Origin of the sequence: Vibrio sp. V42_P2S4T144, from assembly GCF_009904715.1 — a bacterium.
GTDB classification, from domain to species: Bacteria; Pseudomonadota; Gammaproteobacteria; order Enterobacterales; family Vibrionaceae; genus Vibrio; species Vibrio alginolyticus.
The window spans coordinates 1-11,969 of sequence record NZ_WXWS01000081.1 but is presented as its reverse complement, the minus strand read 5'-3'; the positions used below and the strand labels follow the sequence as shown (position 1 = coordinate 11,969).

25 protein-coding genes are annotated in these 11,969 nt (G+C 45.9%); 1 reads left to right on the top strand and 24 read right to left on the bottom strand.

What is annotated here, in order from left to right:
* On the top strand, positions 1 to 162 hold a 162-nt coding region (locus CAG68_RS22285), incomplete at its 5' end, for a DUF2780 domain-containing protein (protein ID WP_237667827.1).
* Positions 163 to 297: 135 nt separating this feature from the next.
* On the opposite strand, the gene rplQ is transcribed toward CAG68_RS22285, so the two are convergent.
* The 24 genes from rplQ to rplB all read right to left on the bottom strand — a co-directional run.
* Positions 298 to 678, bottom strand: a complete 381-nt coding sequence (gene rplQ, locus CAG68_RS02615; protein WP_005383141.1) for a 50S ribosomal protein L17 — start codon at positions 676 to 678, stop codon at positions 298 to 300.
* A 26-nt stretch (positions 679 to 704) separates the two neighbouring features.
* On the bottom strand, positions 705 to 1,697 hold the full coding sequence (locus tag CAG68_RS02610; RefSeq protein ID WP_005383143.1) for a DNA-directed RNA polymerase subunit alpha: 993 nt from the start codon (positions 1,695 to 1,697) through the stop codon (positions 705 to 707).
* 24 nt (positions 1,698 to 1,721) lie between these two features.
* Complete coding sequence (gene rpsD / locus CAG68_RS02605; protein ID WP_005383146.1) at positions 1,722 to 2,342, bottom strand: 30S ribosomal protein S4; 621 nt, start codon at positions 2,340 to 2,342, stop codon at positions 1,722 to 1,724.
* 27 nt (positions 2,343 to 2,369) lie between these two features.
* Positions 2,370 to 2,759, bottom strand: coding sequence for a 30S ribosomal protein S11 (gene rpsK / locus CAG68_RS02600; protein WP_001118870.1), 390 nt, complete (start codon positions 2,757 to 2,759; stop codon positions 2,370 to 2,372).
* Positions 2,760 to 2,777: 18 nt separating this feature from the next.
* Positions 2,778 to 3,134 carry a 30S ribosomal protein S13 gene (rpsM, locus tag CAG68_RS02595; RefSeq protein WP_005383154.1) on the bottom strand — a complete coding sequence of 119 codons (357 nt, stop codon included), beginning with the start codon at positions 3,132 to 3,134 and terminating at the stop codon, positions 2,778 to 2,780.
* Positions 3,135 to 3,283: 149 nt separating this feature from the next.
* Positions 3,284 to 3,397: a 50S ribosomal protein L36 gene (rpmJ, locus tag CAG68_RS02590; RefSeq protein WP_000868186.1), complete on the bottom strand. Its 114-nt coding sequence runs from the start codon at positions 3,395 to 3,397 to the stop codon at positions 3,284 to 3,286.
* A gap of 38 nt (positions 3,398 to 3,435) precedes the next feature.
* Positions 3,436 to 4,770 (bottom strand): preprotein translocase subunit SecY, encoded by a 1,335-nt coding sequence (gene secY / locus CAG68_RS02585; RefSeq protein ID WP_005379562.1) that lies wholly within the window; start codon positions 4,768 to 4,770, stop codon positions 3,436 to 3,438.
* Positions 4,771 to 4,790: 20 nt separating this feature from the next.
* On the bottom strand, positions 4,791 to 5,225 hold the full coding sequence (rplO, locus tag CAG68_RS02580) for a 50S ribosomal protein L15 (protein ID WP_005383155.1): 435 nt from the start codon (positions 5,223 to 5,225) through the stop codon (positions 4,791 to 4,793).
* Positions 5,226 to 5,230: 5 nt separating this feature from the next.
* Entirely contained in the window at positions 5,231 to 5,407 is a 177-nt protein-coding gene (gene rpmD / locus CAG68_RS02575) for a 50S ribosomal protein L30 (protein ID WP_005379565.1), read from the bottom strand.
* Between the two features lie 7 nt (positions 5,408 to 5,414).
* The gene (gene rpsE, locus CAG68_RS02570) at positions 5,415 to 5,918 is read right to left on the bottom strand and encodes a 30S ribosomal protein S5 (protein WP_004745894.1); all 504 of its coding nucleotides are present in this window, start codon (positions 5,916 to 5,918) and stop codon (positions 5,415 to 5,417) included.
* A 14-nt stretch (positions 5,919 to 5,932) separates the two neighbouring features.
* Positions 5,933 to 6,286: a 50S ribosomal protein L18 gene (gene rplR, locus CAG68_RS02565; RefSeq protein WP_005379568.1), complete on the bottom strand. Its 354-nt coding sequence runs from the start codon at positions 6,284 to 6,286 to the stop codon at positions 5,933 to 5,935.
* A gap of 9 nt (positions 6,287 to 6,295) precedes the next feature.
* Positions 6,296 to 6,829, bottom strand: a complete 534-nt coding sequence (gene rplF / locus CAG68_RS02560) for a 50S ribosomal protein L6 (protein WP_005379570.1) — start codon at positions 6,827 to 6,829, stop codon at positions 6,296 to 6,298.
* Positions 6,830 to 6,842: 13 nt separating this feature from the next.
* Positions 6,843 to 7,235: a 30S ribosomal protein S8 gene (rpsH, locus tag CAG68_RS02555; protein WP_005379572.1), complete on the bottom strand. Its 393-nt coding sequence runs from the start codon at positions 7,233 to 7,235 to the stop codon at positions 6,843 to 6,845.
* 29 nt (positions 7,236 to 7,264) lie between these two features.
* Positions 7,265 to 7,570 (bottom strand): 30S ribosomal protein S14, encoded by a 306-nt coding sequence (gene rpsN / locus CAG68_RS02550; protein WP_004410442.1) that lies wholly within the window; start codon positions 7,568 to 7,570, stop codon positions 7,265 to 7,267.
* 17 nt (positions 7,571 to 7,587) lie between these two features.
* A complete protein-coding gene (rplE, locus tag CAG68_RS02545) occupies positions 7,588 to 8,127 on the bottom strand; it encodes a 50S ribosomal protein L5 (protein WP_005379573.1) in 540 nt (179 codons plus the stop codon).
* Positions 8,128 to 8,150: 23 nt separating this feature from the next.
* Complete coding sequence (gene rplX / locus CAG68_RS02540; protein ID WP_005379574.1) at positions 8,151 to 8,468, bottom strand: 50S ribosomal protein L24; 318 nt, start codon at positions 8,466 to 8,468, stop codon at positions 8,151 to 8,153.
* Between the two features lie 13 nt (positions 8,469 to 8,481).
* Positions 8,482 to 8,853, bottom strand: coding sequence for a 50S ribosomal protein L14 (rplN, locus tag CAG68_RS02535; RefSeq protein ID WP_004410450.1), 372 nt, complete (start codon positions 8,851 to 8,853; stop codon positions 8,482 to 8,484).
* 162 nt (positions 8,854 to 9,015) lie between these two features.
* A complete protein-coding gene (gene rpsQ, locus CAG68_RS02530; RefSeq protein ID WP_005379575.1) occupies positions 9,016 to 9,270 on the bottom strand; it encodes a 30S ribosomal protein S17 in 255 nt (84 codons plus the stop codon).
* A complete protein-coding gene (gene rpmC, locus CAG68_RS02525) occupies positions 9,270 to 9,461 on the bottom strand; it encodes a 50S ribosomal protein L29 (RefSeq protein ID WP_005379576.1) in 192 nt (63 codons plus the stop codon). The genes rpsQ and rpmC overlap by 1 nt, the downstream gene beginning before the upstream one ends.
* Positions 9,461 to 9,871, bottom strand: coding sequence for a 50S ribosomal protein L16 (gene rplP / locus CAG68_RS02520; RefSeq protein ID WP_005379577.1), 411 nt, complete (start codon positions 9,869 to 9,871; stop codon positions 9,461 to 9,463). Before rplP ends, rpmC begins: the two co-directional genes overlap by 1 nt.
* A gap of 11 nt (positions 9,872 to 9,882) precedes the next feature.
* On the bottom strand, positions 9,883 to 10,581 hold the full coding sequence (gene rpsC, locus CAG68_RS02515; RefSeq protein ID WP_005383161.1) for a 30S ribosomal protein S3: 699 nt from the start codon (positions 10,579 to 10,581) through the stop codon (positions 9,883 to 9,885).
* 18 nt (positions 10,582 to 10,599) lie between these two features.
* Positions 10,600 to 10,932, bottom strand: coding sequence for a 50S ribosomal protein L22 (rplV, locus tag CAG68_RS02510; protein ID WP_005383164.1), 333 nt, complete (start codon positions 10,930 to 10,932; stop codon positions 10,600 to 10,602).
* 10 nt (positions 10,933 to 10,942) lie between these two features.
* Complete coding sequence (gene rpsS / locus CAG68_RS02505; protein WP_004394525.1) at positions 10,943 to 11,221, bottom strand: 30S ribosomal protein S19; 279 nt, start codon at positions 11,219 to 11,221, stop codon at positions 10,943 to 10,945.
* Positions 11,222 to 11,242: 21 nt separating this feature from the next.
* The coding region (rplB, locus tag CAG68_RS02500) for a 50S ribosomal protein L2 (protein ID WP_161440745.1) at positions 11,243 to 11,969 on the bottom strand (727 nt) is incomplete at its 5' end.

The following is an 11,969-nucleotide window of genomic DNA, read 5'->3' as shown; positions in this document are numbered from 1 at the left end:
ATTGAGAATATCAGTGCAGTAAAAAGTGCATTCGATACGTTAGGTTTAGACCCATCTATGATCAGTCAGTTTGCTCCAGTAATCTTGGATTACTTGAACAAGCAAGGCGCTAGCGAAGGGCTTCTAAGTTCGTTGGGCGGGTTGTGGAATACTAGTAAATAAGCGCAAGTGATAGTCACTTTTTAAATTGCCAGTCTGCATGGGTTGAAATAAATGCAGGCTGGATATAAAGGTTTACTGAATTACAGATACAAAAAAGCCGAGCTAATGCTCGGCTTTCTCGTTCTTACGAACTGATTACTCAGCAGCTTCTTCAGCAGCTGGGCGATCTACAAGCTCAATGTAAGCCATTGGAGCTTTATCACCAGCACGGAAGCCAGCTTTTAGGATACGAGTGTAACCGCCCTGACGAGCAGCAAAACGTGGACCTAGTTCGTTAAATAGTTTTGCAACTACTTCGTTGTCACGAGTACGTGCAAATGCTAGACGACGGTTAGCAACACTGTCAGTCTTAGCTAGTGTAATCAAAGGCTCAACTACGCGACGTAGCTCTTTTGCTTTTGGCAAAGTAGTCTTGATAACTTCATGACGTACTAGAGAGCTAGCCATGTTGCTGAACATCGCTTTGCGATGTGAGCTGTTGCGGTTGAGTTGACGACCACTCTTACGATGGCGCATGACCTAATCCTTCTAACTAGTATCGATTAATCTTCAGCGATTGATGCAGGTGGCCAGTTTTCTAGGCGCATGCCCAGAGACAGACCACGTGACGCAAGTACGTCTTTAATCTCAGTAAGAGATTTTTTACCAAGGTTAGGCGTTTTAAGTAGCTCAACCTCAGTACGTTGTACTAGATCACCGATGTAGTGAATCGCTTCTGCTTTCAAACAGTTAGCAGAGCGAACTGTTAGTTCAAGATCGTCTACAGGACGCAGTAGGATCGGATCGAATTCTGGCTTCTCTTCCTTCTCCTCAGGAACTCGTACATCACGAAGATCTACGAATGCATCCAATTGTTCAGCTAGGATTGTAGCTGCACGACGGATTGCTTCCTCAGGTTCTAGAGTACCGTTTGTTTCCATATCGATAACAAGCTTGTCTAGATCAGTACGCTGTTCTACACGAGCTGCTTCTACAGCGTAGGCAATTTTGTCTACTGGGCTGTAAGTAGCATCTACTAGTAGGCGACCGATAGGACGCTCGTCTTCTTCGTTATGGATACGCGCAGAAGCTGGAACATAACCACGACCACGTTCAACTTTGATACGCATTGCGATCTCAGCGTTGTCATCCGTCAGGTGACAAATTACGTGTTCAGGGTTAGCGATCTCTACATCACCATCATGGGTGATGTCACCTGCAACCACAGGGCCCGAGCCTGATTTGTTCAAAGTAATGAACACTTCATCTTTGCCTTCGGCAACGCGCACAGCCAAACCTTTAAGGTTTAGAAGAATTTCAAGAATATCTTCTTGAACGCCTTCTTTCGTGCTGTACTCATGAAGTACGCCTTCAATTTCTACTTCTGTTACAGCACAACCTGGCATAGAAGATAGAAGGATGCGGCGAAGTGCATTACCCAGAGTATGACCAAAGCCACGCTCTAATGGCTCAAGAGTTACTTTTGCGTGAGTCGAGCTGATTTGTTCGATGTCAACTAGACGTGGCTTAAGAAATTCTGTTACAGAACCCTGCATTGTGTCCTCTCTTTAGTTTAAACCTTACTTAGAGTAAAGCTCGACGATCAATTGTTCGTTGATGTCAGCTGATAGATCAGAACGTTCAGGCATACGCTTGAATGTACCTTCCATCTTGCCACCATCTACTTCAATCCAAGTTGGTTTTTCACGTTGTTCAGCAACTTCTAGAGCTGCTTTGATACGAGCTTGCTGTTTAGCTTTCTCGCGAATAGAAACAACGTCATTAGCCGCTACTTTGAAAGAAGGAACGTTTACAACTTTACCGTTTACTAGGATAGCTTTGTGGCTAACTAGCTGACGTGCTTCTGCGCGAGTTGCGCCAAAGCCCATGCGGTAAACTACGTTATCAAGACGACCTTCAAGAAGCTGAAGTAGGTTTTCACCAGTGTTGCCTTTTAGGCGAGCAGCTTCTTTGTAGTAGTTACGGAATTGTTTTTCTAGAACGCCGTACATACGACGTACTTTTTGCTTCTCACGAAGCTGAACGCCATACTCAGATAGACGACCGCGACGAGCGCCGTGTACACCTGGTGCGTTATCAATTTTACACTTGGTATCGATCGCGCGAACACCAGACTTAAGGAATAAGTCAGTGCCTTCACGACGGCTAAGCTTCAGCTTAGGACCCAAATATCTTGCCATGATTCTTCTCCAATTGTCCTAGAAACGTTATACGCGACGTTTCTTAGGTGGACGACAACCGTTATGAGGGATTGGTGTAGCATCAACGATGTTTGTGATGCGGAAACCAGCGGCGTTTAGTGCACGAACAGTAGATTCGCGACCTGGACCAGGACCCTTAACCATAACTTCCAAGTTCTTTAGGCCGTATTCTTTAGCCATTTCAGCACAACGCTCAGCAGCAACCTGTGCAGCGAACGGAGTAGACTTACGAGAACCACGGAAACCAGAACCACCTGCAGTAGCCCATGCAAGAGCGTTACCTTGACGGTCAGTAATGGTTACGATTGTGTTATTGAAAGAAGCATGGATGTGCGCAACGCCATCTGCAACTTGCTTGCGTACGCGCTTACGAGCGCGAGTTGGTTGTTTAGCCATTGTACTCTACCTTCCCGATTATTTCTTGATCGGCTTACGCGGACCCTTACGGGTGCGAGCGTTGGTTTTAGTACGCTGTCCACGTAGTGGTAGACTGCGACGATGACGAAGACCACGGTAACAGCCAAGGTCCATAAGACGCTTGATGTTCATAGATACTTCACGACGTAGATCACCTTCTACAGTGTACTTAGCTACACCATCACGCAGTTGATCGATCTGCTCTTCAGTTAGTTCACTGATCTTAACATTTTCAGCAATACCCACTTCAGCTAGGATAGCTTGAGAGCGAGTTTTACCGATGCCGTAGATCGCTGTTAGAGCGATTACTGCATGTTTCTGATCAGGAATGTTAATGCCTGCTATACGGGCCATTATTCACTCCTAAGTGTTTCTATAAAAGAATTAGCCGCAGCAAAGCCCGTTATGGATACGCTGCGGAATACTACTTCTTTTGCACGCAAAAGGTAGGCCGAGGAATATACTCGACCCAACCTTCATTTTCAAGTAAAAATTTCTGCTAATTAGCCTTGGCGCTGTTTGTGCTTTGGCTCACTGCAAATCACGCGAACGACACCGTTACGCTTGATTACTTTACAGTTACGGCAGATTTTTTTAACGGAAGCACGAACTTTCATTGCTAAACTCCGTAAATGAAACTGAGTCTACCGCCGGATTAACGGCCGTAGCCTTTCAGATTCGCTTTCTTCAACACAGAATCATACTGTTGAGACATCAGATGAGTCTGTACCTGTGCCATAAAGTCCATAATTACAACAACTACGATTAGTAGCGATGTACCGCCGAAGTAGAAACGTACGTTCCACGCGACCATCATGAACTCGGGAATCAGACAGATAAAGGTAATGTACAGTGCACCAGCAAGGGTTAAACGTGTCATTACTTTATCAATGTATTTCGCTGTCTGCTCACCTGGGCGGATACCGGGTACGAATGCACCAGACTTCTTCAAGTTATCTGCTGTTTCACGCGGGTTGAAAACCAACGCCGTGTAGAAGAAACAGAAGAAGATAATTGCTGCTGCATAAAGCATTACATACAACGGTTGACCTGGGCTAAGAGCCAAAGACACGTCAGTTAACCAACCGAACGCGCTGCTCTCACCGTTTTGACCAAACCACTGAGCCAATGTTCCTGGGAACAAGATAATACTTGATGCAAAAATCGCTGGAATTACACCTGCCATGTTAATTTTAAGAGGCAAATGCGAGCTTTGCGCAGCAAATACTTTACGACCTTGTTGACGTTTCGCATAGTTAACGACGATTCGGCGTTGACCACGTTCCATGAAAACAACGAAGTAAATTACTGCAAAAGCTAATACCGCGATTAGCAACAGAAGAAGTACATGCAATTCACCTTGACGCGCTTGCTCGATTGTTTGACCGATTGCAGAAGGCAATCCAGCAACAATACCTGCAAAAATCAGTATCGAAATACCGTTACCAATTCCGCGCTCTGTAATTTGTTCACCTAACCACATCAAGAACATGGTACCGGTTACTAAACTTACGGTAGCAATTAGCGTAAACATGGTTTGGTTGATAACAACCAGATTGTCGACCATGTTTGGTAGGCCAGTTGCAATACCTATAGCTTGGAAGGTTGCAAGTACAAGCGTGCCGTAGCGTGTGTATTGGCTTATCTTACGACGGCCTGCTTCACCCTCTTTTTTGAGTTCAGCTAACGCTGGATGAACTACAGTTAGCAATTGGACAACAATAGATGCCGAAATATACGGCATGATGCCCAATGCTAATATAGATGCACGCTCAAGAGCACCACCGGAGAACATGTTAAACATTTCAACGATGGTACCTTTTTGCTGTTCGAACAAATCGGCAAGTACAGCAGCGTCAATACCAGGAATCGGCACAAAAGAGCCGGCTCGGAATACTAAAAGTGCACCAATTACGAATAACAAGCGCGACTTTAGTTCACTTAAGCCGCTCTGAGCACTACGAAAATCTTGTCCTGGTTTCTTAGCCATCTGTACCTCGTTCCTCGAGATTATTCCTCGATTTTACCGCCTGCAGCTTCGATTGCAGCTTTAGCGCCTTTAGTCACACGTAGACCTTTAACAGTCACTGCTTTGTTGATTTCACCAGAAAGAACAACTTTTACAAACTCGATGTTCTTAGTGATGATGTTAGCAGCTTTAAGACTGTTTAGATCAACTACGTCACCAGAAACTTTCGCTAGCTCAGCTAGACGAACTTCAGCAGACACTAGGCTCTTACGAGAAGTGAAACCGAATTTTGGTAGACGTTGTTTCAGAGGCATCTGACCGCCTTCGAAACCTGGACGAACACTGCCGCCAGAACGTGATTTTTGACCTTTGTGACCACGGCCACCAGTTTTACCTAGGCCTGAACCGATACCACGACCTACTCGCTTCGCAGAAGTTTTCGCGCCAGCAGCCGGTGCTAGAGTATTCAAACGCATTCTGATTACTCCTCAACTTTAACCATGTAGTAAACCTTGTTGATCATACCGCGAATACACGGAGTATCTTCAAGTTCTACTGTGTGGTTGATTTTACGAAGACCTAGACCGCGCAAAGTAGCTTTGTGCTTTGGCAGACGACCAATTGAGCTTTTAGTTTGAGTTACTTTAATAGTTGCCATGGTGTTCTTACTCCGAAATAGATTCAACAGTTAGACCACGTTTAGCAGCAACCATTTCTGGTGACTTCATGCTACCTAGTGCATCGATCGTTGCACGAACGATGTTGATAGGGTTCGTAGAACCGTACGCTTTAGATAGTACGTTGTGTACACCAGCAACTTCTAGTACTGCACGCATCGCACCACCTGCGATAACACCAGTACCTTCTGCAGCAGGCTGCATGTAAACTTTAGAGCCCGAATGGCGACCTTTCACTGGGTGGTGAAGAGTGCCTTCGTTTAGAGCGATCGTAGTCATGTTACGACGCGCTTTTTCCATTGCTTTTTGAATCGCTGCAGGTACTTCACGAGCTTTGCCGTAACCGAAACCTACACGACCGTTACCGTCACCAACTACTGTTAGTGCAGTGAAGCTCATGATTCGACCACCTTTAACCGTTTTAGAAACACGGTTAACTGCGATTAGCTTTTCTTGCAAATCATTCGCTTGAACTTGTTGTTCTTTAGCCATCTTCCAACCCTACCTTAGAATTTCAGACCAGCTTCGCGAGCAGATTCTGCTAGCGCCGCTACTCGACCGTGGTATTGGAAACCAGAACGATCAAATGCAACTGCAGTTACGCCCTTCTCTAGAGCGCGCTCAGCAATAGCTTTACCCACTGCTTTAGCTGCATCAACGTTACCAGTGTATTTCACTTGCTCACGGATCGCTTTTTCTACAGTAGAAGCTGCTGCGATAACCTCAGAGCCGTTAGCCGCGATAACCTGTGCGTACACGTGACGAGGAGTACGGTGTACAACTAGGCGAGTCGCACCCAGTTCTGCAATCTTACGACGTGCACGTGTAGCACGACGGATGCGAGATGCTTTCTTATCCATAGTGTTACCTTACTTCTTCTTAGCTTCTTTAGTACGCACATTTTCATCTGCGTAACGAACACCTTTGCCTTTGTATGGCTCAGGCTCACGGTAAGAACGAATGTCAGCCGCAACTTGACCAACTAGTTGCTTGTCAGCACCAGTGATCACGATTTCAGTTTGGCTTGGACATTCAGCTTTAATACCCGCTGGCAACTCGTGCTCAACTGGGTGTGAGAAGCCTAGTGTTAGACCTACAGCGTTGCCTTTGATAGCAGCACGGTAACCTACACCTTTAAGAGTTAGCTTCTTAGTAAAGCCTTCAGTAACACCAACAACCATGTTGTTAACTAGAGCGCGAGCAGTACCTGCTTGAGCCCATGCGTTAGCAACACCTTCTTTAGGACCGAAAGTCAGGTTATTTTCTTCCTGAGCGATTACAACTGCGTTGTTAAGAACGCGAGTTAGTTCGCCTTTCGCACCTTTTACAGTGATTTCTTGGCCGTTTAGTTTCACCTCTACGCCAGCTGGAATAGCGACAGGTGCTTTTGCAACACGAGACATAGTCTACTCCTTATTAAGCTACGTAAGCGATGATTTCACCACCAAGACCTGCTTTACGTGCAGCGCGGTCTGACATAAGACCCTTGGAAGTAGAAACGATAGCAATACCAAGACCACCCATTACAGAAGGAAGTTCATCTTTCTTCTTGTAAACACGTAGACCTGGACGAGAAACACGTTTAAGTTGCTCGATTACTGGTTTAGCTTGGAAGTACTTAAGTGTAACTTCTAGCTCAGGTTTTGCTTCGCCTTCAACAGCGAAGTCAACGATGTAACCTTCAGCTTTTAGTAGTGCAGCAATTGCAACTTTAAGCTTTGAAGAAGGCATTTTTACAGCAACTTTGTTTGCTGCCTGACCGTTACGAACACGGGTCAGCATATCCGAAATCGGATCTTGCATGCTCATATGATTTACTCCAAATGATTAAGTGGCAATTACCAGCTAGCCTTACGAAGACCCGGAATCTCGCCTTTCATGCAAGCTTCACGAACCTTAATACGGCTTAGACCGAACTTACGTAGGTAACCGTGTGGACGACCAGTTTGGTTGCAACGGTTGCGCTGACGTGATGCACTTGAATCACGTGGAAGAGATTGCAGTGTAAGAACCGCGTTCCAACGATCTTCTTCAGATGCGTTTACATCGCTGATGATAGCTTTTAGCGCTGCACGCTTTTCAGCGAACTTAGCTACTAGCTTCGCACGTTTTGCTTCACGTGCTTTCATTGAATTTTTAGCCATAACAGTAACCCTTCACCTTACTTACGGAATGGGAAGTTAAAGGCAGCCAGCAGAGCACGGCCTTCCTCATCAGTACCAGCAGACGTCGTAATAGTGATGTCTAGACCGCGTACTCGATCAACTTTATCAAAGTCGATTTCCGGGAAGATGATTTGCTCGCGAACGCCCATGCTGTAGTTACCGCGACCGTCAAAAGACTTAGCGCTAACACCACGGAAGTCACGTACACGTGGAAGAGCGATGTTAATTAAACGCTCAAGAAAATCCCACATACGTTCGCCACGCAAGGTTACTTTACAACCGATAGGGTAGCCTTCACGGATTTTGAAACCTGCAACAGATTTGCGCGCTTTTGTGATAAGTGGCTTTTGACCAGAGATCGTTGCCATATCAGACGCTGCATTTTCTAGCAGTTTCTTATCGTTGATTGCTTCACCAACACCCATGTTTAGGGTGATTTTCTCGATTCTAGGGACTTGCATGACGCTTGTGTAACCGAACTGTTTGGTCAGTTCAGCGACTACAGACGACTTGTAGTAATCATGCAGTTTCGCCATAGTAGAACTCCAAATTACTTCTATTAGTTAGAAACGGTTTCGCCGTTAGACTTGAAGAAACGAACTTTTTTGCCGTCTTCAAAACGGAAACCGATACGGTCAGCTTTACCAGTAGCTGCGTTAAAGATAGCCACGTTAGAAACGTCGATAGCTGCTTCTTGCTCTACGATACCGCCTTGGATACCCATAGCTGGAACAGGTTTCTGATGTTTCTTAACTAGGTTGATACCTTCAACGATAACTTTACCAGTTGCTAGAACCTTAGTTACTTTACCTTTCTTGCCTTTGTCTTTACCAGCAAGAACGATTACTTCGTCATTACGACGGATTTTAGCTGCCATTTCTACGTGCTCCTTACAGAACTTCTGGAGCCAGTGAAACGATCTTCATGAACTTATCGCCACGAAGTTCGCGTGTCACAGGACCAAAGATACGTGTACCGATTGGTTGCTCAGTATTGTCGTTTAGCAATACGCAAGCATTTCGGTCGAAGCGAATGACAGAACCGTCAGGACGACGTACGCCTTTACGGGTGCGCACTACCACCGCCTTCAGAACATCACCTTTTTTAACTTTACCGCGAGGGATTGCTTCCTTCACAGTAACTTTGATGACGTCACCGATATGTGCATAACGGCGGTGAGAGCCACCCAGAACCTTAATACACATTACGCTGCGTGCGCCTGAGTTATCAGCTGCGTCCAGCATACTTTGCATTTGGATCATGTTAGTGCTCCGCTAAATATTAATAACTAGACCCATCACGGGTCGGGCTGCCTCTTTAAAAGGGACGCGAATTGTACCACCCTTTTTTGTGATTGGGTAGTCAAAAAATAAACGGCTCCAAAAATATTTTGGAGCCGCTTTAGTTTCATAGAATTAACGAGATTAAATCTTCGCCTTTTCTAGAACTTTTACCAAAGTCCAAGACTTAGTCTTAGACAGTGGACGACACTCTGCGATTTCAACTGTGTCGCCTAGGCCACACTCGTTGTTCTCGTCATGTGCGTGTACTTTAGTCGTACGTTTTACGTATTTACCGTAGATTGGGTGTTTTACGAAACGTTCGATAGCAACAGTGATAGACTTGTCCATCTTGTCGCTAACAACACGACCTTGTTGAGTACGTTTTACTTCGCTCATTATGCGCCTGCCTTCTCAGTCAAAACAGTTTTCACACGTGCGATATCACGGCGTACAGCTTTCAGAGTATGAGTTTGCTGTAGTTGACCAGTCGCAGCTTGCATGCGCAAGTTGAACTGTTCGCGTAGCAAATTCATTAGCTCAGCGTTAAGCTCTTCAACGCTTTTCTCGCGTAGATCTTGTGCTTTCATCACATCACCTGCTTAGTTACAAATGTAGTTTTGAAAGGCAGTTTACGTGCCGCAAGACGGAACGCTTCACGTGCCAATTCTTCAGGTACACCACCCATTTCGTACATAACCTTGCCAGGTTGGATTTGGGCTACCCAGTACTCAACGTTACCTTTACCCTTACCTTGACGAACTTCAAGTGGTTTTTCTGTGATTGGTTTGTCTGGGAACACACGGATCCAGATTTTACCTTGACGCTTAACGTGACGTGTCATTGCACGACGTGCCGCTTCGATTTGACGAGCAGTTAGACGACCACGGCCAACAGCTTTAAGACCGAATTCGCCGAAGCTTACATCAGTACCTTTAGCTAGACCACGGTTACGACCAGTCTGAACCTTACGGAACTTAGTACGTTTAGGTTGTAGCATCTGTCGACTCCTTACTTACGGCCTTTACGCTGCTTCTTAGGCTTGTCGCCTTTAGGCTCTACAGCGTTAGCTGCTGGCATACCACCTAGGATTTCACCTTTGAAGATCCAAGTTTTAATGCCGATCACACCGTATTGAGTGTGAGCCGAAGAAGTTGCGTAATCAATGTCAGCACGTAGAGTGTGTAGAGGCACACGGCCTTCACGGTACCACTCTGAACGTGCGATTTCAGCGCCGCCTAGACGACCGCTTACTTCCACTTTGATACCTTTAGCGCCTAGGCGCATTGCGTTTTGTACTGCGCGCTTCATAGCACGACGGAACATAACACGACGCTCTAGCTGAGACGCGATGCTGTCACCAACAAGTTGCGCATCTAGTTCAGGCTTACGTACTTCAGCGATGTTAATTTGCGCTGGTACACCTGCAATTTTAGCTACAGCTGCGCGTAGCTTCTCAACGTCTTCACCTTTCTTACCGATAACAACGCCTGGACGAGCAGTGTGAATAGTCACACGGATGCTCTTAGCAGGACGCTCGATAACGATACGTGATAGAGACGCTTTTTTCAGTTCACTTGTAAGGAACTGACGTACCTTGAAGTCGCCGTCTAGGTTGTCAGCGAAATCTTTGGTGTTAGCAAACCATGTAGCATTCCAAGGCTTAACGATGCCTAGACGAATACCATTTGGATGTACTTTTTGACCCATTGCTTACTCTCCTAGTCTCTAGCGATCTGCTACAACAACAGTGATGTGGCTTGAACGCTTCAAGATACGATCCGCACGACCTTTAGCACGAGGCATAATACGCTTCATGGTTGGGCCTTCATCTACAAAGATTTTTGCGACATTCAGATCGTCAATATCTGCACCTTCGTTGTGCTCCGCGTTAGCGATAGCAGACTCTAGAACTTTCTTAACTAGTGCAGCAGCTTTTTTGTTGCTGAACGTTAGGATTTCTAGAGCTTGGTCAACAGATTTACCACGGATTAGATCCGCAACTAAGCGAGCTTTCTGAGGCGAAATGCGAGCAAAGTTATGTTTAGCAATTGCTTCCATTATCTACTCCTTAGCGCTTCTTAGCTTTCTTATCCGCAGCGTGACCGCGGTAAGTACGTGTTGGTGCGAATTCACCCAGTTTGTGACCGATCATTTCATCAGTTACAAATACTGGTACGTGCTGACGACCATTATGGACAGCGATGGTCAAACCGATCATCGTAGGGATGATCATTGAACGACGGGACCAAGTCTTAATAGGCTTTTTGTCTCCGCTTTCCACCGCTTTCTCTACCTTCTTCAGCAAGTGTAGGTCAATAAAAGGACCTTTCTTGAGAGAACGTGGCATGGCGATTCCTCTTTATATAGATTACTTGTTACGACGACGTACGATGTACTTGTCAGTGCGTTTGTTCTTACGAGTCTTGAAGCCTTTAGTAGGCATACCCCAAGGAGATACTGGGTGACGACCACCAGAAGTACGACCTTCACCACCACCATGTGGGTGGTCAATCGGGTTCATTACAACACCACGAACCGTTGGACGGATACCGCGATGACGTGATGCACCTGCTTTACCAAGTTCACGTAGCATGTGCTCAGAGTTACCAACTTCACCGATTGTTGCACGGCCTTCAGAAAGAACTTTGCGCATCTCGCCAGAACGTAGACGGATAGTTACGTACGCACCGTCGCGAGCAACGATTTGAGCGTAAGCACCAGCCGAACGAGCTAGCTGACCACCTTTACCAGGCTTAAGTTCAACGTTATGTACTGTTGAACCTACTGGGATATTACGCATTGGTAGAGTGTTACCAGCTTTGATTGGTGCATCAACACCAGACTGAATAACATCACCAGCTACAACACCTTTAGGTGCTAGGATGTAGCGACGCTCACCGTCTTTGTAAAGAACTAGAGCAATGTTTGCGCTACGGTTTGGATCGTATTCAAGACGCTCAACTGTCGCTGGAATACCATCTTTAGTACGTTTGAAGTCAACTACACGGTAGTGGTGCTTGTGACCACCGCCGATGTGACGTACTGTGATACGACCCTTGTTGTTACGACCACCGTTCTTAGAGTTTTTCTCTAGA

What these genes read in the sequence shown, in the direction of transcription:
- rplQ (WP_005383141.1), bottom strand. Translation starts at nt 678, where the DNA reads ATGCGCCATCGTAAGAGTGGTCGTCAACTCAACCGCAACAGCTCACAT.
- CAG68_RS02610 (WP_005383143.1), bottom strand. Translation starts at nt 1,697, where the DNA reads ATGCAGGGTTCTGTAACAGAATTTCTTAAGCCACGTCTAGTTGACATC.
- rpsD (WP_005383146.1), bottom strand. Translation starts at nt 2,342, where the DNA reads ATGGCAAGATATTTGGGTCCTAAGCTGAAGCTTAGCCGTCGTGAAGGC.
- rpsK (WP_001118870.1), bottom strand. Translation starts at nt 2,759, where the DNA reads ATGGCTAAACAACCAACTCGCGCTCGTAAGCGCGTACGCAAGCAAGTT.
- rpsM (WP_005383154.1), bottom strand. Translation starts at nt 3,134, where the DNA reads ATGGCCCGTATAGCAGGCATTAACATTCCTGATCAGAAACATGCAGTA.
- rpmJ (WP_000868186.1), bottom strand. Translation starts at nt 3,397, where the DNA reads ATGAAAGTTCGTGCTTCCGTTAAAAAAATCTGCCGTAACTGTAAAGTA.
- secY (WP_005379562.1), bottom strand. Translation starts at nt 4,770, where the DNA reads ATGGCTAAGAAACCAGGACAAGATTTTCGTAGTGCTCAGAGCGGCTTA.
- rplO (WP_005383155.1), bottom strand. Translation starts at nt 5,225, where the DNA reads ATGCGTTTGAATACTCTAGCACCGGCTGCTGGCGCGAAAACTTCTGCG.
- rpmD (WP_005379565.1), bottom strand. Translation starts at nt 5,407, where the DNA reads ATGGCAACTATTAAAGTAACTCAAACTAAAAGCTCAATTGGTCGTCTG.
- rpsE (WP_004745894.1), bottom strand. Translation starts at nt 5,918, where the DNA reads ATGGCTAAAGAACAACAAGTTCAAGCGAATGATTTGCAAGAAAAGCTA.
- rplR (WP_005379568.1), bottom strand. Translation starts at nt 6,286, where the DNA reads ATGGATAAGAAAGCATCTCGCATCCGTCGTGCTACACGTGCACGTCGT.
- rplF (WP_005379570.1), bottom strand. Translation starts at nt 6,829, where the DNA reads ATGTCTCGTGTTGCAAAAGCACCTGTCGCTATTCCAGCTGGCGTAGAG.
- rpsH (WP_005379572.1), bottom strand. Translation starts at nt 7,235, where the DNA reads ATGAGCATGCAAGATCCGATTTCGGATATGCTGACCCGTGTTCGTAAC.
- rpsN (WP_004410442.1), bottom strand. Translation starts at nt 7,570, where the DNA reads ATGGCTAAAAATTCAATGAAAGCACGTGAAGCAAAACGTGCGAAGCTA.
- rplE (WP_005379573.1), bottom strand. Translation starts at nt 8,127, where the DNA reads ATGGCGAAACTGCATGATTACTACAAGTCGTCTGTAGTCGCTGAACTG.
- rplX (WP_005379574.1), bottom strand. Translation starts at nt 8,468, where the DNA reads ATGGCAGCTAAAATCCGTCGTAATGACGAAGTAATCGTTCTTGCTGGT.
- rplN (WP_004410450.1), bottom strand. Translation starts at nt 8,853, where the DNA reads ATGATCCAAATGCAAAGTATGCTGGACGCAGCTGATAACTCAGGCGCA.
- rpsQ (WP_005379575.1), bottom strand. Translation starts at nt 9,270, where the DNA reads ATGAGCGAAGTAAAACGTACTCAACAAGGTCGTGTTGTTAGCGACAAG.
- rpmC (WP_005379576.1), bottom strand. Translation starts at nt 9,461, where the DNA reads ATGAAAGCACAAGATCTACGCGAGAAAAGCGTTGAAGAGCTTAACGCT.
- rplP (WP_005379577.1), bottom strand. Translation starts at nt 9,871, where the DNA reads ATGCTACAACCTAAACGTACTAAGTTCCGTAAGGTTCAGACTGGTCGT.
- rpsC (WP_005383161.1), bottom strand. Translation starts at nt 10,581, where the DNA reads ATGGGTCAAAAAGTACATCCAAATGGTATTCGTCTAGGCATCGTTAAG.
- rplV (WP_005383164.1), bottom strand. Translation starts at nt 10,932, where the DNA reads ATGGAAGCAATTGCTAAACATAACTTTGCTCGCATTTCGCCTCAGAAA.
- rpsS (WP_004394525.1), bottom strand. Translation starts at nt 11,221, where the DNA reads ATGCCACGTTCTCTCAAGAAAGGTCCTTTTATTGACCTACACTTGCTG.